Raw genomic sequence first — 21,862 nt, 5'->3', positions numbered from 1 at the left:
TGAAAACCCTGATGCTGACAAGGAAGTAGCGCAGATACTAGCGTCAGCCATGAGGGAGAGAAATGTAAAGATTTATTAAATTGTAGCTTTTAATACAGTTATTTAAGTGTAAATGTGTGTAGTTTTGCTATCTGCCTTCTGTACTGGGTTGGGTTGTTGCTTTACTTGGGTGCTATAGGGTGATCGCACTTAAAATATTTAGCAAAAAAGAGAAGTTAGAATGCTCAAAAACTTAGCCGCCATTTCTACTCCAGTCATTCCTTTTTTATTTTTTCCGACTCAAGCTCAAGCGAGTGTTGCTTTACAAAGCTTTACGGTTAATTCAACGAATTCATTCAGTCAGTTGAGGGGGTTTTATTTTTTGCCTGTGCTTCTACTTATTAAATTTTATTAATTAATTGCTCAAAAGTAGTTTTTTGTGGTAGAAAAAGATTTTTTGGATCGATAGGGTAAAATTTAATAAATATTGTAATTCTATACCATAACGTAAGTTAATTACAGCAGTTATCTTAATGGTGAAATAACTTCTTTATTTGAGGGGTGATTTTCTAGATATTAATTAAGCTTAAAGATGGCATAGCCAACGCATAATTGAAACCAGTTGATTATCATTGGTTAAGTTAGCGGCATTGGTGAGTTTTTTCGTCTCTAATTGCTGATAAATTTCCCTGGCCATTTTTGTTTCAATAGCAGCGCCGATAAAAAAAGTATAAGGATGCTTAGATATTTTTCTAAAAGCATCATCAATTCTCTGCAAAGCAGTACGAGCAGTTTTCCAATGTTCATCTGATCCTGCGGGATCAATCCCACCTTTCAATTCTCCCAAAGCAATGTATAAATCAGCAGATTGTAAGGTTTGTTTTTTGATTTTTTGATTAGCTAATTGCGTCGAATCACATTTTAAAAGGCACAAATCAATATTGTTGTTATTAACAATGGGAACATTGACATTATAAATTATTGTTCTTGGTTGGCTGTTATTTAACCAGCTAACACCTCTAACCAAGATTTCTAGATTAGGTGTCATTTCTTCAGCTTCTCTCCATTGATTATTACTAGAATTGAGCCAATCATAAGCAATTCCTGCTACTCTTAAAGTTGCTAATAGAGAACGAGTAAATTTACTTTGAGCTAAGGAGCCACCCGCGTTTCTCATGATTCCTCCTAAAGTGTCACCCCGAATCAATAGAAATCTATAGACTAACTCCTCGACAAAATTAGTCCCCGCAGGTTCCAGAAAATTGACAATTAATTCTTGAATTGCTTCTACCTTGTCTTGGGGATGTAAATAATTTTTAGCTTTATCAGAAATTCCCGATGCAGTTAATAAAGCCGCTTGAATATCTGGGATGTTTAGTAAATCTCTAGGATTGTTTGCGGTTTGGGCAATAATTTTTAAGGTTCTTGCTTCTGCAATTAAAGGAGTAGCTCTCTGATTTTTTTCTAAGGCTAGAGCAATAAATCCTGAACGGATAGCTTCATAGGTAGTCTCCAAATCACAACTTTGGTTTAAATGCAAGAGATAGGGTTTTTCCATTAAGGCTTTCTCCACACATAAATACATTTTCTTAAAGATTCTCTACCATGAGATCCCATTTGCTGACTACTATTACCTTTTCCCTGAGGAACTACTAAAATATTTTCTACTTTAAATCCAATTTCTTCGGCGATTTTTGACAAAATTAAATCTACAGAAATACTAGCTCCCGCATAACGAACGTTATCATTAATCATACAAAAAATACCAGAGGATTTCATAACCCGAAAGCATTCATAAATTAGACAAGACATTTCCAGAAAATACCCCCTAATCATCCGAGGAATACCATGGTTATTTAAGGCCTTGCTTGATTTTAATTCCTCTAAATAACCTAGGATACTTTCTAATAATTTTTGACGATCAGTTATGGCAATGGCTGGCGACCAATGTTCATTTATTTTTAGTAACTCTTTGGGTTTATTTTCAACAGTGCAACTAAGCATTTGTTGACGTAATTGTTTTAATTGTAGTTGATCTATTCCCAACAGAGCCAATTCCAAAGCGTAGATACGAGTATAATCATAGCGATTACAATAAGGAGGAGAAGTAATAATAGAATCGTATTTTTCTGAGGAAATCTCTGGCAAAATCTCAAGACAAGAACCTTGATATAGTTGAATTTTTCCCCGAGGATAATCTCTAGAAAAAAGTTCCAATTGTTGCTGACTAGGCTCTAAATCTGCGAGAATTTCTCGTAACTTGCTATGTAGGGCAATTTTAAAGTCTAAAATTTTTCCTTTGTCAAATATATTTTTGCCCTGTTGTTTACCAGAACGATAATCCCAACGGAGGTATTGACCATCTTTTCTAGTATAGCTAATTGATTCGAGAATAGAAAGTAAGGCAAATTTTAAGATCGCTTGCACTCGCTCATTCTCTTGGGCAATCAACCCTAAGTAACTTTCTATACAAGCCTGATTTTCTTGGGGATATGCTCCTTGAGTAATTGGTAATTCTAATAACTTAATTTTGTAATCTACCTGTTGCCAAAGGCTATGGTTAGACCAATACTCTAGACGATGTATATCATCACTATTTAAGCCATTTTCTAAAATTTGTCTAGTAATAATTAATTCCTGTCCAATCGGCAATAGTTCTATTCCATCTGCTGATAAACCCCTGGCTGCCGCCGCAAATAAAGTTGTTCCGCTCCCGGCGAAAGGGTCTAGTATTTTTCCTTGTTTGATACCATATTTTTCTAGAAGATAAACTATCAGATCAACGGAAAAACCCTCTTTATATTTATACCAGCGATAAACCGGTTGGTTCTTATTACCTTGAAAACTCACTAGGGTACGAGATAATTGCTCAGAATCAAGTAATTTGTCTTGAAAATAATTAAATAATTCTTGATCGAGATTGTTGATTTCTAACAATCTTTCTGCTACATTAACTGAACCATTAATCATTTAGGTTTACTGGCGAAATTGCCGAAAAATAATTATCAGAGTTTATCTTTATTTGAGGGGTAATTTTAATCGGTGGGGAAAGGGCGATACTTAAGGGTTAATTCTCGCACCGATTCCCCTAGATTTAATCTCAATCCCCTAGACAAATACCCAAACCCCTGGCGGTTTTGACTAAAGTTTCTTCGAGATCGACGATGCGATAGGTTTTAATCGCCTCCTCGATGGGAACACTGACCACTTGCCGATTTTGCCAGGCCACCATGCGATCGAATTCCCTCCTGGCGATCAGATCCACGGCCGCCACCCCAAAAGCCGCCCCCAGTAAGCGATCCATCGGAGAAGGAATACCCCCCCGTTGAATGTGGCCCAGGAAAGTCACTCTCGTTTCGGCCCCGGTTTCCCTGGCAACTTCTTCGGCTAAATAGCGACCGATACCCCCGAGACGATCTTCCCCTAGGGCTTCCTTTTGCACTAGGCGATTGCCGGTTTCGGTACGCACAGCCTCGGAGACAATAATCAGAGAAAACTGTTTATCCATACGCTGCCGCTGCCGGATCTTCTCGCAGACCTTCTCTAGTCGATAGGGAATTTCGGGAATGAGAATGATATCGGCCCCCCCCGCAATACCGGCAGCCAGGGCGATATGGCCGGCATCTCTACCCATAACTTCTAGAATCATCACCCGGTTATGACTAGCGGCGGTAAAATGGAGGCGATCAAGGGCTTCTGTGGCGATATTAGTAGCTGTATCGAAGCCGATGGAGACTTCTGTAGCTCCCACATCATTATCGATGGTTTTGGGGATACCAATCAGATTAATACCTCCCTGTTGGGCAATACGGCGCAAAATCGCCAGACTACCATCGCCACCGATGCCGATCAGGGCATCCAGTCCCAGACTATGATAGCCGTCGATGATGTCCTGAGAGCGATCGATCAGGGTTCCATCCGGCATCGGGAAAGCGAAGGGATCCCCCTTATTGGTAGTACCGAGAATTGTTCCCCCCATCACTAACAGGCGATCGACTCCTTCAAGATCAAAGATCGTGGTTTTGGGGGGACGGCTAACTAATCCGTTAGTTGCTTCTCGAATACCCACCACTTCCCAGCCATAATTGCCACTGGCATGGTGGACAACGGCACGAATGGCGGCATTTAAACCCGCACAGTCGCCACCACTGGTGAGAATTCCAATTCGTTTTTTTTCACCCATAGGTTTTTGTCAGGAGATTAACAAATCTATATTTAGGGAAAAGTTGCGGATAATGCCTAAAAATTAAGAAAGTTTCTAGATCGTCTCTGACAGCTAGGGGCAATTCTCATTTTAAGGTTTCATGACATAAAAAGCCTTATAACAAGAGGGTTGTACAATTCTTAACAATTTTAGTGATCGCTGAAACGGCGCAAAATCGTTCTGAATTTATTTTTGCTGCCTTACCTAGCAAGACTCCTACGAATGATAAGCACTGGTTATCACACAAAGTTGAGAAGATACGTTCCTTGTTGACGGCGGTTATCTGAAGATAATAGATTCAAAGTTGTTCTTTTGTGCTAAGCTGTTAGTAGCTGATTGGGGTTCACCGAATTGTTGGGTACAAGTCAGGTTGCTCTGACAAGCCTCTTGATGGGAAGTTACCTAGTGGTGTACTTCATTTTTGGATTGGTGAGTTAATTAGATTAAAAATGAAAAATCCTCCTTATATTCAAGATTGGTTCAGCCAACAGGTGACAAAATTCAGCCAGCAGATTGCAATTAGTTATGGCGTGCGACAGTTCACCTATAATGATCTTGAAAGAAAAGCAAATCAACTAGCTAATTTTCTCATTTCTCAAGGTGTAATTAAGGGTTCATTAGTGGGAATTTGCTCAGAGGACTGTTTACAAAATATTGTCGCTATAATTGGAATTCTAAAAGCGGGTTGTGTGTTTGTACCTCTTTCGCCTAAATTACCTATTTCTCGTCTTGAAATGGTTATTTCAGACATTAATTTACAATGGATAGCTGTTGATAATAATGGACTTGAAATATTCAGTCGTTTACGGGAAAACATCTTAGCTAATCTCAATCTGATCACTCAAGAGGAAAAAGTTGTTCAACCAAAAGATTTGGCTTTTCTATCTTTAAAAAGTTACTCCCTTAATCAAGATTTTAATACACCGACAATCAGGTCAGAACCAGATGATATGTGCTATCTCTATTTTACCTCTGGTTCAACGGGAAAGCCTAAAGCTATTGCTGGTCGTCTTAAGTCTATTAAGAATTTTATTGATTGGGAAATTGAAACGTTAAACCTTAAAAATTCAACTCGTTTTAGTCAATTAATAAACCCTTCTTTTGATGCGTTTTTGAGAGACATATTTGTTCCTTTGTGTTCAGGGGGAGTGGTGTGCGTCCCTGAGTCTGTTGATACTATTTTAGATGGGAGAAAACTGGTTCAATGGCTTGACCGTGAAAAGATCAATGTGATTCATTGTGTTCCCTCTTTATTTCGCTCAATTCTCAATGAAGACTTAAATCCACAATTATTCTCTAATTTACAATATATTTTATTATCAGGAGAACCAATTTATGGAGGAGATGTGGCGAGATGGAGTCAGACATTCGGAGACAGAGTCCAATTAATCAATCTCTATGGTGCATCGGAAACAACCATGACGAAATTTTGCTATTTTATTAAATCTTCAGATCAACAGCGTCAAATTATTCCGATTGGACAACCAATAAAAGGAGCAGCTGCTTTAGTTGTTGATGAAAGAGGAAGAATTTGTCCCACAGGAATGATCGGAGAAATTTATGTTCGTACTCCCTATAGAAGCTTAGGGTACTATCAGCAAGATGCTTTAACAAATGAGGTTTTTGTTGTCAATCCTTTCAGCAATAATCCCAATGATTTGATCTATAAGACTGGAGATATGGGAAGAGTTTCAAGTGATGGCAATTTTGAATATTTAGGACGTAAAGATCGACAAGTTAAAATTAGGGGTATTAGAATTGAATTAGGAGAAATTGAGAATTATTTACGACTTTCTTCTGCTATTAAAGAGAGTGCAGTAATCGATATTAATGATACCGAGGGGAATAAATATCTCTGTGCTTATTTGGTCTTGAAACACTCTGTTGAAGTAAGAGAGATTCGAGAATATTTAAGGGATTTTCTGCCGGAGATGATGATTCCTTCTTCCTTTGTTATCATGGAAAGTTTACCAAAAACAATTTCAGGAAAAATTGATCGCAAATCTCTTCCATCTCCGACTCAAAACAATCGAAAATATGTTGCACCTCGAACACCGATAGAAATAAGATTGGCAGAAATTTGGACGCAGGTTTTGAATATTCAACAGATAGGAATTGATGATAACTTTTTTGAATTAGGAGGTCATTCCTTGTTAGCAACTCAATTAGTTTCTTGTATTAGTAGAGCTTGGCAAGTTGAAATTCCTTTAAAACTGCTGTTTGATTCTCCAATATTAGCGACTCAAGCTGAAAGTATTGAGACATTACTTTGGATGAAAAATCATTCTTCAGCACTTTTAGAGGAGCTATCAGAGGAGGGAGAATTATGAATCAATCGACAAACCATACTACAATTATTGAATTTCTTGCTAATTTACGTAGTAATAACATTAAAGTTTGGGTAGAAGGAAATCGCCTCCGTTATCATGCACCCAAAGGAACAATGACATCAGACTTACTCTCAGAGTTATCGGCAAAAAAAGGAGAAATTATAGAAATTTTAGGACAAAATCAAGAAAATAAACCTTCAAATTCAGGCATTTATCCTCTTCCACGAGTAGGAGATATTCCCCTATCTTTTACACAACAACGTTTATGGTTTTTAGAAAAGTTGATACCTAACAGTTCTATCTATCATATTTGTGGAGGAATTCGACTGCAAGGATTGCTGAATATAATCGCTTTAGAACAAAGTTTAAATGAGATTATCTCTCGCCACGAAATTTTGCGAACAGGTATTCAAGTAGTTTTAGGAAAGCCAAAACAAGTCATTTTCCCTTCTTTGAACTTAAATCTTAATCAGGTGGATCTTCGCTCAATACCGAAGTTGCAGAAACAAGCTGAAGTAGAACTCTTAAGTCAAAAAGAAGCTCAAACTTCTTTTAATTTAGCTCAAGCTCCCTTGATGAAAGCCAGTCTTTTTCAATTAGAAGAGTTTGATTATGTTTTAATTTTAATTTTTCATCATCTAGTGTTTGATGCTTGGTCAATGAATGTGTTAATTAAAGAATTAGGGATTTTATATGAAGCCAAATGTCAAGAAAGCCCGTCTGCTTTGCCTAAACTTCCCCTACAATATGCAGATTTTGCCATCTGGCAACGACAAGAACTACAAGAAGATTTAATACGTCAACAGCTGAGTTACTGGAAACAAAAATTAGGCGGTAAGCTCCCCCTGCTACAATTGCCCACTGATTATTCTTGTCCATCTTCCCCTTCATTTGAGGGAGAGAGTCAGTCTTTTATTCTGTCTCAATCCTTGAGTCAAGCTTTAAAACAACTAAGTCAGAAACAAGGAGTTACTCTCTTTATGCTTCTGTTAGCAGCGTTTAAAACCTTACTTTATCGTTATACTAATTTAGATGATATATTAGTTGGAACTGCAACCGCAGGCCGCGCTTATCCTGAATTAAATGATTTAATCGGTTGTTTTGTAAATACTTTAGTTTTACGCACTGCTCTAGCGGGAAATCCTTCTTTTATTACCTTATTACAAAGAGTTCGGGACACAGCAATCGCCGCTTATGCTTCTCAAGATGTACCGTTTGAGAAACTGGTAGAAGAATTACAACCAGAGCGAGATTTAAGCCATTCTCCCTTGTTTCAAGTAGGATTTGCCTTTTATAATGTGCCAAGCTCCCATTTGAACCTACAAGGTTTAACCTTAAGTTCTTTTTCTGTAGAAACTAAACAAGCGAAATTAGATTTAATCTTATCTTTAAAAGAAATCGAAACAGGATTAGCTGGTCGTTTAGAATATCGAACTGATTTATTTAAAGCGACTACTATTAAGCGAATCATTGGACATTTTAAAACCTTATTAAACAGTATTGTTAAAAATCCTGAACAACCCCTAAATCAATTGTATTTATTAACGAAAAAAGAGCGTCAAAAGCTACTGTACGACTGGAATCAAACTCAAAAAGAAGGCGGAGGCCAGCTTTGTGTTCATCGGCTATTTGAAAATCAAGTGAAACGCACACCCGAAGCAATTGCTGTGATGTTTGAGGATCAATTAATTAGCTATCAGGAATTAAACCGACAAGCGAATCAATTAGCTCACTATTTAAGCAATTTAGGCATAAAATCAGGGGAGCGAGTGGGAGTTTATCTAGAGAGATCTCCCTTAGTTATTGTAAGTATTTTAAGCATTTTTAAGGCTGGTGGTGTTTATGTTCCTTTAGATGCCACTTATCCTCAAGAACGTTTAAGTTTTATGGCATCTGATGCTAATATAGCAGTTCTACTGACGCAAACAAATCTTAAACATTATTTCTTAAAGAAGACCGTCTCTATCGTCTATTTAGACCAAGAAAAAGGCAAAATTAGCCAATTCAGTCCGCTTAATCCTTCTCTAACCGTCAACCCCCATGACTTGGCTTATATTATTTATACTTCTGGTTCAACCGGTCAACCGAAAGGGGTGCTTTTAGCGCATCAAGGACTTAGTAATTTAGCTGAGGCTCAAAGTGAACTATTTGCAGTGGAAACAGATAGTCGAGTGCTTCAATTTGCCTCCATTAGCTTTGATGCTTCAATCAGTGAAATTTTTATGTCTCTAGTCAAAGGAGCAAGACTTTGCCTCATTAGTCAGGATACTTTTCTTAACTATCATAAATTAATCGAAGTTTTACAAGATTATGAGATTACAGTTTTAACATTACCCCCATCGATTTTAGCCATGCTTCCTGAAGGACAATTTCCCGATTTACAGACCTTAATTGTAGCAGGAGAAGCTTGTTCTGGGTACTTAGTAAAGCGTTGGTCAAATCAATGTCGTTTCTTCAATGCTTATGGTCCGACAGAAGCCACCGTTTGTGCAACTATTGCTGAATGTACTCAATCTCTAGATGCTCCATCCATTGGTGTTCCCATTGCTAATACTCAAGTTTATCTTCTAGATTCCTATTTGCAACCTGTTCCTATTGGTATTATCGGAGAATTATATATTGGTGGAATTGGTGTTGCTCAAGGTTATCTCAATCGTCCTGAATTGACAGATGAAAAATTTATTCCTAATCCTTTTATTCAAGATTATGATCGAGAAAAATTTCCACGAAATGCTTTTTATCAAACAAAAATTTATAAAACAGGCGATTTAGCACGCTATCTCCCCGATGGAAAGATTGAATTTCTCGGACGCATTGATGATCAAGTAAAAATCAGGGGAATCCGAATTGAACTAGGGGAAATTGAAGCAAGAATCTGCCAATATCCCCTAGTAAAAGACTGTGTAGTAGCGGCTTATCAAGCTGACACTGGACAACATTTAGTCGCCTATTTGGTTGCTCAAGATGCTTTGAGTATTAATCAAAAACAACTTAAAGCATATCTGCAAAATTACTTACCTATATCTATGATTCCTTCCCAAATCATAATTTTAGACGCTTTTCCTTTGACATCCAATGGTAAAGTCAATCGTAAAGCTCTACCGATTCCCGCTCAATGCCAAACCCTATCCTCAGAAAAATCGGTAATTCCTCGGGATAACTTAGAACTAAAACTGACTCAAATTTGGGAACATTTGCTCAAGCGTCAACCGATTAGCATCACCGATGACTTTTTTGATATGGGTGGACATTCTTTACTCGCATTACAATTAATGGCGATCATTGAACAAGAATTTAACATTGAGTTACCTTTATCCATTTTGTTCTCAAGGGGTACAATTGAACAGTTAGCTATCCTATTGCGTCAATCCTCTTCTATATCATCATCACCTTCACCATTAGTACCTATTCAAACCGTCGGCTCCCAGCCTCCTTTATTTTGTCCTCATCCTATTGGTGGCAATGTTTTGGGATATATTGCTTTAGGACGTTATCTTAGCCCAGATCAACCTTTTTATGCCTTAGAAGCTCCTGGTCTTGATGGGAAACAAGCTCCCTATACCCGAATCCCTGATTTAGCCGCTTATTATATCAAGGCTATACAAACTATTAAACCAATCGGTCCCTACTTTTTAGGGGGTCATTCTTTTGGCGGATTAGTGGCTTTAGAAATGGCGCAACAACTGCAAAAACAAGGTCACGAAATAGCCTTCCTTGTTCTTATGGATACACCTGCACCTATTCGAGGAAACAAAACTGAAGTCATTGATGATGCTACCTGGCTGGTTAAACGAGCGAAAGTTTTAGAACGCTTTTTTGGGATTAAAATAGGAGTTAATGAGATAGAGATCAACTCTTTAACTCCTCAAGCACAATTTAGCTACTTTTTAGCAAAATTGAGACAGGCTAATCTTATTCCCCCCGATGCGGGCGAAAATATGATTCACTCCCTTTTAGCGGTACAAAAAGCTAGTCATCAAGCACTAATTGATTATGTTCCCTCAATTTATCAAGGAAAAATTACTCTTTTACGAGCGACTGATCGGTTAATTGAAGATGCTCAGGGGGTATATGCTGACTGTTTTTGTAAATCTGATTTAGGTTGGTGTGAGTTGACGACCGAACCCGTAGAACAATACAATGTACCAGGAGACCATATCACGATGTTAACAGAACCTTATGTTAAAGCATTAGCAAGTCAATTAAAGACAATGATCAAGCTGGGTTATCATGTAAGTGGTTGATTTTTTAAAATTCTCATTACTTAATAATTAAGGATGATTTTATGTGTGGTATTTGTGGCTATTTTGATCTTAAAAAAGAAAAAAGTCCAGACCAGAAAATCTTAGAAGCAATGGCTAATAAGATCATTCATCGTGGGCCAGATTCTTCGGGTTATTTTTTGGACAACTACGGTGGTATGGGTTTTCGGAGATTGAGTTTAATTGATCTTCAAGGAGGTGAGCAACCCCTTTATAATGAAGACAAATCAATCGTATTAGTTTGCAATGGCGAAATATTTAATTATCTTGAATTAAGGGATGACTTACAAAAAAAAGGACATAAATTTAGAACTCATACTGATGTTGAAGTGTTAATTCATTTATATGAAGAATATGGTTGTGATTTTTTAAACAAACTTAATGGTCAATTTGCTTTTGCTTTATACGACATTAAAGAACAAACATTAGTATTAGCGAGAGATCAAATGGGGATTTGTCCTCTTTTTTATACGATTGTCGAGCAAAATTTAATTTTTGGCTCAGAAATTAAAGCCATTTTAGAACACCCTCTTGTTGTTCCTGAAGTGGACTTAACCGGTTTAGATCAAATTCTAACTTTTCCCGGATTGATTAGTCCCAGAACGATGTTCAAAAATATACAAAGCTTAAAAAGCGGTCATTACCTAATCCTTAAAGATTGCCAAATTAAGATAAGGGAATATTGGGATTTAGATTATCCAAAAATAGGTGAAAGTCCAGTTTATCGTTCAGAAATATATTATACTGAAAGACTACAAGAACTTCTCAAGCAATCAATCAGCTATCGCTTACAAGCTGATGTTCCAGTTGGGTTATATCTGAGTGGAGGATTAGATTCTTCCCTGATTGCAGCAATGGTTCAGGAGATGCGTCCTGATTATCAAATAGACTCTTTTTCTATTGGTTTTGAAGATAAAAATATATGTGAAAGTTATTATCGTGATATTTTACTAAGACAATTAAATTTTAGACATCACGAGATTAGGTTTAATGAACAAAGTATTGGTGAAAGTTTAGGTAAAGCAATTTATCATGCTGAGTGTCCTCTAAAAGAAACCTATAATACCGCATCATTAGCTCTTTCAAGTTGTGCAAATCGTCATAACATTAAAGCAATTTTAGCCGGAGAAGGTGCTGATGAATTATTTGCGGGTTATGTTGGTTATCGTTTTGAACAAGCTCAACAAAATCAGGCTTTTTCTACTAATAGTAATTATAATTTAGAAACAATTTTAGAAGAAGAATTGAGTCTAAAAGTATGGGGAGATAACCAGCTATTTTACGAAAGAAATTTATATGCTTATCAAGAAACTAAACTGGCTTTGTATTCAGCAAAACTGAGAGAACAATTTTATCAATTTGACTGTCTTAATTTTGAAGTAGTTGACCATGAAAAAATTAAAAATCGACATCATTTACATAAAAGATCGTACCTTGATTTTAAGTTAAGATTATCAGATCATTTAGTGGCAGATCACGGAGATCGGATGGCTTTAGCCAACTCTGTTGAAGCACGTTATCCTTTTTTAGATATACATTTAGTAGAATTTTCAACAAAAATTCCTCCCGACTTAAAACTGAATAAATTAGAGGAAAAATATATCCTTAAACAGATCGCAAAAAACCTGATTCCTTTAGAAATTATTCATCGAGAAAAATTTGCTTTTCATACTCAAGGTAGTCCTAATATCTTAAAGCAAAATATTGAATATATTGATTATTTACTATCAAGTGAGGTAATTAAAAAACAAGGTTATTTTGATCCTGTTATAATCCAAAAGCTAAAGCAAAAATATCAGCAAAATAATTTTAGGTTAAATCTTCCTTTTGACCTAGATTTACTAATTATTCCCCTTTCGCTTGGTATATTCTTAGAGCAATTTAATCTTTGAGACCCGAAGGTTTGACATTGCCGATAGCCGTGTTATACTAGAGCTACGCCACACGAGGCATTACTTTTCAGTGACAGCATTTTCTTCTGGTTTAGTTTGTGGTATCACTGAACAAGCACATTGATAAGGAAAAAACCCATGAGTAAATTAAATGCCGTCAGACGAAAATCAATTCAAGTTGAAACCCAAAAAATAATTAAAATAAGCTATTCTGAGCCAGATCAATCCTTGCCAATGGTCGTCAAACCTAGCTTGGAAGGCTTAAATCTACTGAGTTGGGTCAAAAATAATCGAGAGTTTATTGATGAAAACTTGTCTCAACATGGTGCTATTTTATGGCGAAACTTTTGCATTAAAAGCATTTTAGAATTTGAACAGTTATTGCAAGAGATTTGGGGTGACTTATTAGACTATACTTATCGCTCCACACCCCGATCAAAGGTACAAGGGAAAATTCATACTTCCACCGAATATCCCGCTCATCAAACCATCCCGTTACATAATGAAATGTCCTATAGTTGTAGTTGGCCGCTTAAAATTGCCTTTTTTTGTCAAAAAGCCGCTACAGAAAGAGGGGAAACCCCGATCGCTGATAGTCGTAACTTATTAAAATTACTTTCTCCTCAAATTGTTAACCAGTTTGAAGAAAAAAAGCTTCTGTATGTGCGAAACTATGGAGCAGGTTTAGATTTAACTTGGCAAAATGTTTTCCAAACTGAGGAAAAAAGCCTTGTGGAAGCTTACTGTCGTCAGCAGGGTATTGACTGGGAGTGGAAAGAAGGTGATCGCCTAAAAACTTGGCAAGTTTGTCAAGCAACTGCTGTTCATCCACAAACGGGAGATAAAATTTGGTTTAATCAGGCGCATTTGTTTCATGTATCTAGCTTAGAGCCAAATATTCGAGATTTGGTTTTGAGTGAGTATAAAAGTGAAGATTTACCTCGTAATGTTTATTATGGAGACGGTACGGCAATTGACGATCAGATCATTGCTGAAATTAATCACTGTTATCAACAAGAAACGGTTATGTTTTCTTGGCAATCAGGAGACATACTCCTCTTAGATAATATGCGATTTTCTCATGGAAGAATGCCTTATGTAGGACAGCGAAAAGTTGTGGTGGGAATGGCACAACTTTACTCAAACAATATCATCAAACAAGCCGAGGTAAACTAAGTGACAGAATTAATCAACCATCGACCCTCCGAAAAGCTCTCGACTATTGCACACCCTATTAATTGCTCTTAAATTAGTCTAGCTGGCAAGGAGACCTAGGGACTAAAGCGCAGTTAAAATACACCAATTCAATTCCCCAAAAAATGTAGGAGGTAAAAATGACTAACACAACGGCTCTAAAATGGCTTAATCTTTCTCAAGAAGAATTAAATAATTATCCTGATTTACTGGTTCAAATTTATCAAGAAAAAGTACATGGAACGCTAATTAAGCAAGTTTTTTCTCCAGCAGAAATGAATCAAGTAGCTCAGAAGATTAAAGCTAATGAAGTGGATTTACATCCGACTGTTTTTGGAGCAACGATTGGATTGAGCTTGTCTCAAAAGATCACCAGTGATAGAGATTATTTTCAAGAAGCAGATAAGTTTAGAAAAATCGTAAAGCAGCTATTTGTGACTAATTTTGAAAAAAAAATTGAGTCAATTATTAGTCAAATTTCAGGAGGTGCAGAAATAGAAATTCCTCAAGAAAACAGCAGGTACTATACTCCAGCAACTATTCGGTTAGTTAATCCTCAAACAGGGGGGATTCCTCCTCATACGGGTAGCGAATTTTTATACAATGCGGGATACGATTTTTTGAAAAATCAAGCTGATTTAGCAGATTCAATGAGTTATTTTTTAGTAATTGACAAACCAGAGTCTGGAGGCGAATTAGTCATTTATGACCTATTTTTGAGTGCGACGGATAAAACACAAGAAGATTTATTAGCATTTTTCTTGGATGTTAAGACAAAGATTGATGTCTGTTCTCAAATATCTCTTAATCCTGATGTAGGAGATATGATTATTTTTAAAGGAAGCACGATTATGCACAAAGTAGCTAATGTTGAAGGAACCCAAAAACGGCTCACGATAGGAGGATTTTTAGCTTTCTCTCACGAGGAGCGAAGTAGTGGTGAAGGTGAACACAAAAAAATCTATTATTGGAGTTAAAGCATCAGCTAATTTATATTTTGTTTTTATGAAGGAGAGCAACACAATGAAAACTCAATCATCTCAAGCTCAGGTGATTACCCGTCAGGTTACAGATTTGGCTGATATCCCAGATATATTATCTGAAATCCGTCAAGAAACCGTACAGGGAATTATTATTAAGCAAGTTTTCTCACAACGCGAAATGCAACAACTTGCTCAATATGTTCAATCCCTAGAAGCAGGATTTTTCCCAACTCGTTATGGTAAAACTTATGGATTAAGTTTATCGGATATAGAAGGAAATAAAGCCAATTATTTAGACAAAGCAGAACAGTTTAGAAAAATGCTGATTGACGCTTTACCGATTGATTTTGAAGCGAGGATTACTCAGATATTTAAGCAACTTTCAAATGGGAGAGCTATCTGTTGTCCTCAAGAAGATGCAAAAAAATATACTCCTGCAACCATTCGTTTTGTTCCTCCCAATCAACCCGGAATTGTTGCTCATGTAGATAGTGAATTTACTTATAGTCCTAACTATTCCTATTTACATCAAATAGCAGATGTTCCTAACTGTTTTAGTTATTTTATTGTGGTTAATAAACCCACTCATGGCGGTGAATTAATTCTTCATCAACTTTATTTTAATTCAGATGAACTGAAGAATCTGAAAACAGGACTCAATCAATTTATTATGGATAAAAAGCAAAACTTAAATCATTATTCTCAACAATCTTTTGAGCTTTTTGAAGGAGATTTAGTGATTTTTAAGTCAAGCACAATTACCCATGAAATTGCTTATGTTTCTGGAGCAATAACTCGAATAACTATAGGGGGATTTTTGTCAATCTCCCATGACAATCAAAAGATTTATTATTGGAGTTAGTCAGTTTTGACTAAATGGACTCGCTGCAAGTATAGGCGATTTAATCAATTTAAACCCTTTGAATAATTAAGTTAAAAAAGATGATAAATTCTGAAAAAATCGAAGGCTTTCGTCTTTCTCCACAACAAAAACATCTCTGGTTATTAGCTCAAGAAAATCCGAGCTCTTATTACCGAACTCAAGGCTCATTTTTGTTAAAAGGCGTTTTAGACAAAGAGTGCTTATTAAAGTCTTTAGCCCTGACTATTGAGCGCTTAGAAATTCTGCGAACGGCTTTTTATAATTTGCCAGAAATGACAATTCCTTTGCAAGTTATTAAAGCTCCTTATTTTCCGGTAGTTGAGCAGTACAATTGCCAAAAAGACTCGAAAGAGAAACAATTAAACAAACTAGAAGCTATTTTTAACGAAAGACTTCAAAGACCTTTGGATATAGAAAAATTACCTTTTTTGGAGGTTACTTTAATTGAATTATCTGTCAATGAAATTATTTTAGTTATTAGTTTACCTAGTTTATGTGCAGATCGTTCATCTTTAAGTTATTTGATGGCAGAAATTGTCAGTTGCTATGATCAACAAGAAAGCGAAGTTACAAGAGATGAACCCTTTCAATATATAGATTTTTCAGAGTGGCAAAATGAGTTATTAGAATCAACAGAAACCTTAGCAGGAAGAGAGTATTGGCAGGAGGAAAACACGCGAGAAAATATAAGTCTTGAACTTCCTTTATCCCGTCAAAACTATCGGGAGCTTGTCAGTGATTTCGAGCCAAAATTCGTTTCTGTTACCTTAGAGCAACAACAACTTGAATCTTTAAAAGATTTAGCTCAAAAGTATCAAGTTTCAGAGCAGGATTGGTTGTTAAGTTGCTTTCTGATTTTATTGTCAAGAATGACATCTCAAGAAGAAATTAGTTTAGGACTTGCTTGTGATAATCGTCACTATGAAGATTTATCCCAAAGTATAGGATTAATGACTAAATATTTACCCTTATCTGTTACCTTAGATTATTCTTTAAGTTTTGTTAATTTTTGTCAACAAATTGCTCAAAAAAATAAAGATTTTAGTCAATGGCAAGATTATTTCATACCTCAAGTAGGAGAATTGGTCAAACAGGGAATCACTTTTGAGGTAGAGTTAAACGCTAATAAAAATATTCATTTAACCGATCTAGATTGGTCATTGATCCAACAATTTTCTTGTCTGCAACCTTATCAATTAAATGTCTGTTGTCTGCGCTATGCACAGAATATTGAAATTGAATTTCACTATAATTCAAATAGTTTTTCTTCAGAAGTTATCGAAAATTGGTTGCAAAATTATTGTACTTTACTTATGAATGTTAGTGCTAATCCTCGGCAAAAAATAGAAGCTTTAGATATTTTAACTGATCAGCAGAAAGAACGAATTTTATTACAGTTTAATCCTAGTCTAGTTACACAAAAAAGTGAAAATTATTTAAATACTTCTTGCATCCATCATCTTTTTGAAAAGCAAGCAAAAATAAACCCTCAAGAGATTGCCTTGGTGTTTGAAGACGAAAGCTTAACCTATGATCAACTCAATCTACTTTCTAATCGATTAGCACACCATTTACACAATTTAGGACTACAACCCGATGAGCGAGTCGGACTTTGTTTAGAGCGATCGCATTGGATGGTGATTAGCTTATTAGGAGTTCTTAAAGCGGGAGGAGCTTATGTCCCTTTAGATCCGACTTTACCGCCGGAACGGATCAAATTTATGATCGAAAATAGTCAAGCGCGATGGGTTGTTACGCAGCCAAACCTAACATCTTTGCTATCTCTTAATTTAGCTCAATTGGTAATTTTAGACAACGAGAGAAATATCCTAGATGGTTACAGCGAAGAAAATTTACAAACGGAAGTTAAACCAGAAAATTTAGCATATATTATTTATACCTCTGGTTCCACAGGAAAACCTAAAGGAGTCGGGATTGAACATCGACAACTTTTCAACTATTTAGAGGGAATTAAAGAGCGTTTAAATTTACCTTTAGGAGCCAGTTATGGGTTAATTTCAACCTTTGGTGCTGATTTAGGCAATACTGTTATTTTTCCCTCTTTATGCGGTGGAGGCTGCTTACATATTATTTCTCAAGAAAAGATGACCGATCCGATAGCTTTAGCAAATTATTACCAAAAAAAAGGAGAAATTGACTGCTTAAAGATTGTTCCTAGTCATTTATCGGCTTTACTTAATGAATCTCCTAATCCATCACAACTTTTACCCAAAAAATGTCTTGTCTTAGGAGGAGAAACGACGACTTGGCGGTTAATCGAAACCATCCAATCTTTAGCTCCCCATTGTCGAACTATTAATCATTATGGACCAACAGAAACAACAGTTGGTGTTCTTACCTATGAGATAACTCAATCTACAATTGAGCGGGTAACAAAATCCGTTCCTTTGGGGATACCTTTACCGAACACCCAGATATTTTTGTTAGATTCACAGCTAAGACCGGTTCCCATCGGTTTTCCAGGGGAAATCTATATTGGAGGAGAGAATCTAGCAAGAGGTTATCTTAACCAATCCTCTTCATCTGATGATTCTTTTAATCAGCATTTTAGCTTAAAAGTTCAAAATAGCTACTTAAAGCTAAAAATTACCAAAGGACAGTGGTTTAATCAAGAAGCAAAATTTAAGATCACAACTACTCATAATAGAAGATATAGCTCCAAAAATCAGAAAATTAAACTGTCAGAGCGACTTTATCGTACAGGAGATTTAGCTCGTTATCTGCCTGACGGAAATATTGAATTTTTAGGACGAGTTGATCATCAAGTCAAACTACATGGTTTTCGCATCGAGTTAGGAGAAGTGGAAAGCCAATTAATGAATTATCCAGCTATCACAAGCGTAAAGGTACTGGTTTTAGAATTCACTAAGGGAGAAAAACAACTGGTGGCTTATCTAGTTCCTGATGGTAAGAATAGACCTAAAGTTGCAGAGTTACGCCAGTTTCTGGAAAAAAGCTTACCAAAGTTTATGATTCCCAGTCGCTTTGTCTTTTTAGAGCGTCTTCCCTTAACCCAAAATGGCAAGTTAGATAGTAAAAAATTACCCTTACTTGAAACGGGAAGAGAGCAGATAGAATCAGATTATGTTGCACCAAATACTGAGAACGAGAAGATTTTAGCGAAGATTTGGTCAGAGGTTCTTCATATTGATCGAGTTGGCTTAAATGACAATTTTTTTGAGTTGGGAGGTGATTCAATTTTAAGTATTCAAATCGCCGCTAGAGCGAAAGTATTAGGCTTAAATTTAAAACCGATTGACCTTTTTCAGTATCAAACCTTTGCTGAATTAGTAAAAATCCTGAAAAATCAGGAAATAAAACTAGAATTAGGTGACAATAAAGGCGAAGTTCCTTTAACTCCTATCCAAGAGTGGTTTTTTCAACAATCTTTGAGTAATCCCCATCACTGGAATATGTCAATTTTGCTAGATATTCCCTGGGATTTATCAAGAACAGAGACAGAAACCCTTGTCAATGCCTTAATTGCTCATCATGATAGTTTAAGATTGAGGTTTTCGCCAACTGAAAACGGTTGGATTCAGCGTTACACAGAAGTTAAAGACATAACTCCTTGTTTAGAAATAGATTTGGCAAAAGTTACTGACGCAGCTTTATCAAGTATTTTAGGTATTGAAGCAACTAAGATACAAAAAAGTTTAAGTTTAGATAATCCTCTTTTGTTACGGGTTGTTAGGTTTAATTTAGGCAAAAAATGGGGAGTGCGTTTGTTATTTGTCGTTCATCATCTTCTGATGGATGGCATTTCTTGGCGCATTTGGTTAGAGGATTTGGATACTGCTTACAATCAATTGCAAAAAGGGGAAAAGATAGATTTAGGAAATAAAACTACATCTTTTCAGTATTGGGCGCAAAAATTAAGAAATTATGCTCAATCTGAGTCTATTTTGTCGGAATTAGATTATTGGTTAGCTCAATTTCCTTCATCTCCCGTATATCTTCCTCGAATTGAGCAACAAGTGACTAAATACGAAAGAAGAATGGAGAAAGTAAAGGTATTTCTGGAGAAGGAAACTACTGAAGCCATTTTATCTCAAGTTTCACGACTTAATCATACACAAATAAACGAATTAGTTTTGTGCGGTTTATTACGAACCTATCAAAGTTGGACAGGAAAAAATGAGTTATGGATAGAATTAGAAGGACATGGGAGAGAAACGCTGTTTGAGGAAGTGGATATTTCTCGGACAATTGGCTGGTTTACTACCCGGTTTCCTCTATTATTCTCTTGTGATCCTTCTTTATCACCGCTTGAGATGCTACAAGTAGTTAAAGGAACCTTACGTCAAATTCCCCATGGTGGAATTGGTTATGGAATTTTACGCTATCTGAATCAGCAACGGAAAATCAAAGAAAAGTTCAATCATTTACCACAACCTGAGTTATGTTTTAATTATCTAGGAAAATTTACCCAAAAAAATACCATATTCTCTTTATCATGGGAAAATCGAGGAATCGAAAAAAGCGGATTAGGGGAAAATACCCCTAGTATTTCTCTTGATACGATGGTTATTGATGGTCAAATCTATTTAGAATGGACTTACAACCCTGAGCTTTATCAACGAGAAACCATTGAGAAATTAGCCATAGATACGGTTAATGAGATAAAAAACTTAATTACTGATTTTCTCGATGGTCGCCATCATTATCATCCTTCTGATTTTCCCCTGGCCAGTTTAACTAAATCTCAACTAGATTATATTAGCAAACAGTTTAGTGAAATCGCAGATATTTATCCCTTATCTTCGCTACAACAGGGATTGCTATTTCACTGTCTTTATGAAAAAGCATCTAATCTTTATTTTCAGCAAAAAGTTTTTACCCTAGAAGGAGAGATAAATCAAAATTATTTTCGTAGAGCTTGGGAAAAAGTGGTTAATCGCCATGATAGTCTTAAGACTGCTTTTATTTGGCAAGATCTACCAACTCCTTTACAAGTGGTTCTCCCAGAAATTACCTTACCTTGGACTTCAGAAAATTGGGAGAATTTGTCTCCTCGTCAACAAGATGCAGCTTTGGACAATTATCTTAGAATTGACTTAGAACGAGGATTTTCTTTTTCTGACGCACCCTTAATGCGAATTGCTTTAATCAAACTATCTACATCTAAATATTATTTAATTTGGAGTCATCATCATCTCTTGTTAGATGGATGGTGCAACGGAATTATTTTTCAGGAAATCTTTACCATTTATCAAGCATTATCTCAAGGAATTGAAGAGGAATTACCCCCTGCTCCCCATTATAAGGACTATATAAACTGGTTAGGACACAAAAATGATTCAGCCGCCGAACAATTTTGGAAAAAAGCACTGAAAGGAATTAAAGGTTCTACACGCTGGGGGATAGAATCTACTGGAATTAACTCAGCAACAACACGAGGAAAAGAACAAAGTATTTTTTCTGAAGAAATTACGAATCAGTTGAATAATTGGGCAAAATTAAATCATTTAACCCTTAATACAATTATTCAAGGTTGTTTTGCTCTGCTATTAAGTCGTTATAGTGGAGAAGATGAGGTAATTTTTGGCGCAACTGTTTCAGGAAGATCCCCTGAGATTTCGGGTGTAGAATCCTTAGTAGGGTTATTAATTAATACCATTCCCGTGAAAGTTTTGATCATTTCGGATCAGAATTTTTTAGGGTGGTTAAAACAGCTTCAACAGCAACAAATAGAGTATTTAGAACATCAATATAGCCCTTTAGTTCAGATACAACAATGGAGCAATTTAAACAACGGAAATCAATTATTTGAGAGTTTTATAACCGTAGAAAACTATCCGATTAACTCTGAATTACGAGGAGAAAAGATTAAAATTGTAGATGTACAATCTTTTTCTCGTACTAATTATTCTTTTAATCTGACGGTAGAATTTGATCCTGATTTATCAATGGTAATTGATTATGATTGCCAAAAATTTACAGCGACCGATATTTATCGTGTACTAACTCAGTTACAAAATTTAATAGAAAATGTTACTAATTATGCTGAACAAACCCTTTCAGAAATCATTATAACAACTACCAATCCAGAAGAAACTGAACAGTTATTAAATAGCTTTAATGCTGATTTTGATTAAAGAGACAATATTCCTC

The 21,862-nt window shown here is 36.0% G+C and carries 10 protein-coding genes; 7 read left to right on the top strand and 3 right to left on the bottom strand.

Features of this window, described 5'->3' with window-relative positions:
• Positions 1-565: 565 nt before the first annotated feature.
• The 3 genes from EWV60_RS05300 to EWV60_RS05290 all read right to left on the bottom strand — a co-directional run bounded on the left by EWV60_RS05300 (position 566) and on the right by EWV60_RS05290 (position 4,162).
• Entirely contained in the window at positions 566-1,564 is a 999-nt protein-coding gene (locus tag EWV60_RS05300) for a type II restriction endonuclease (RefSeq protein WP_353734379.1), read from the bottom strand.
• On the bottom strand, positions 1,537-2,949 hold the full coding sequence (locus EWV60_RS05295) for a DNA methyltransferase (RefSeq protein WP_287231428.1): 1,413 nt from the start codon (positions 2,947-2,949) through the stop codon (positions 1,537-1,539). The genes EWV60_RS05300 and EWV60_RS05295 overlap by 28 nt, the downstream gene beginning before the upstream one ends.
• Before the next feature lie 130 nt (positions 2,950-3,079).
• Positions 3,080-4,162, bottom strand: a complete 1,083-nt coding sequence (locus EWV60_RS05290) for an ATP-dependent 6-phosphofructokinase (RefSeq protein ID WP_287231426.1) — start codon at positions 4,160-4,162, stop codon at positions 3,080-3,082.
• Between the two features lie 470 nt (positions 4,163-4,632).
• Here EWV60_RS05290 and EWV60_RS05285 point away from each other — a divergent pair, with 470 nt between their 5' ends.
• The 7 genes from EWV60_RS05285 to EWV60_RS05255 all read left to right on the top strand — a co-directional run bounded on the left by EWV60_RS05285 (position 4,633) and on the right by EWV60_RS05255 (position 21,846).
• Positions 4,633-6,513 (top strand): non-ribosomal peptide synthetase, encoded by a 1,881-nt coding sequence (locus EWV60_RS05285; protein WP_287231424.1) that lies wholly within the window; start codon positions 4,633-4,635, stop codon positions 6,511-6,513.
• The gene (locus tag EWV60_RS05280; protein ID WP_287231422.1) at positions 6,510-10,757 is read left to right on the top strand and encodes a non-ribosomal peptide synthetase; all 4,248 of its coding nucleotides are present in this window, start codon (positions 6,510-6,512) and stop codon (positions 10,755-10,757) included. The genes EWV60_RS05285 and EWV60_RS05280 overlap by 4 nt, the downstream gene beginning before the upstream one ends.
• Before the next feature lie 41 nt (positions 10,758-10,798).
• Positions 10,799-12,667: an asparagine synthase (glutamine-hydrolyzing) gene (gene asnB, locus EWV60_RS05275; protein ID WP_004162180.1), complete on the top strand. Its 1,869-nt coding sequence runs from the start codon at positions 10,799-10,801 to the stop codon at positions 12,665-12,667.
• Positions 12,668-12,805: 138 nt separating this feature from the next.
• Positions 12,806-13,843, top strand: coding sequence for a TauD/TfdA family dioxygenase (locus EWV60_RS05270; protein ID WP_004162179.1), 1,038 nt, complete (start codon positions 12,806-12,808; stop codon positions 13,841-13,843).
• A 158-nt stretch (positions 13,844-14,001) separates the two neighbouring features.
• Entirely contained in the window at positions 14,002-14,838 is an 837-nt protein-coding gene (locus tag EWV60_RS05265) for a 2OG-Fe(II) oxygenase (RefSeq protein ID WP_004162178.1), read from the top strand.
• Positions 14,798-15,706 (top strand): 2OG-Fe(II)-dependent halogenase WelO5 family protein, encoded by a 909-nt coding sequence (locus EWV60_RS05260; protein ID WP_287231419.1) that lies wholly within the window; start codon positions 14,798-14,800, stop codon positions 15,704-15,706. Before EWV60_RS05265 ends, EWV60_RS05260 begins: the two co-directional genes overlap by 41 nt.
• An 80-nt stretch (positions 15,707-15,786) precedes the next feature.
• On the top strand, positions 15,787-21,846 hold the full coding sequence (locus EWV60_RS05255) for a non-ribosomal peptide synthetase (protein ID WP_287231417.1): 6,060 nt from the start codon (positions 15,787-15,789) through the stop codon (positions 21,844-21,846).
• The last annotated feature ends 16 nt before the right edge of the window (positions 21,847-21,862 follow it).

The sequence above is a fragment of the Microcystis sp. Msp_OC_L_20101000_S702 genome (assembly GCF_007095705.1).
Classification (GTDB): Bacteria; Cyanobacteriota; Cyanobacteriia; order Cyanobacteriales; family Microcystaceae; genus Microcystis; species Microcystis ichthyoblabe_A.
The sequence above is the reverse complement of the archived record's forward strand: the minus strand, read 5'-3'. Positions and strand labels throughout refer to the sequence as shown.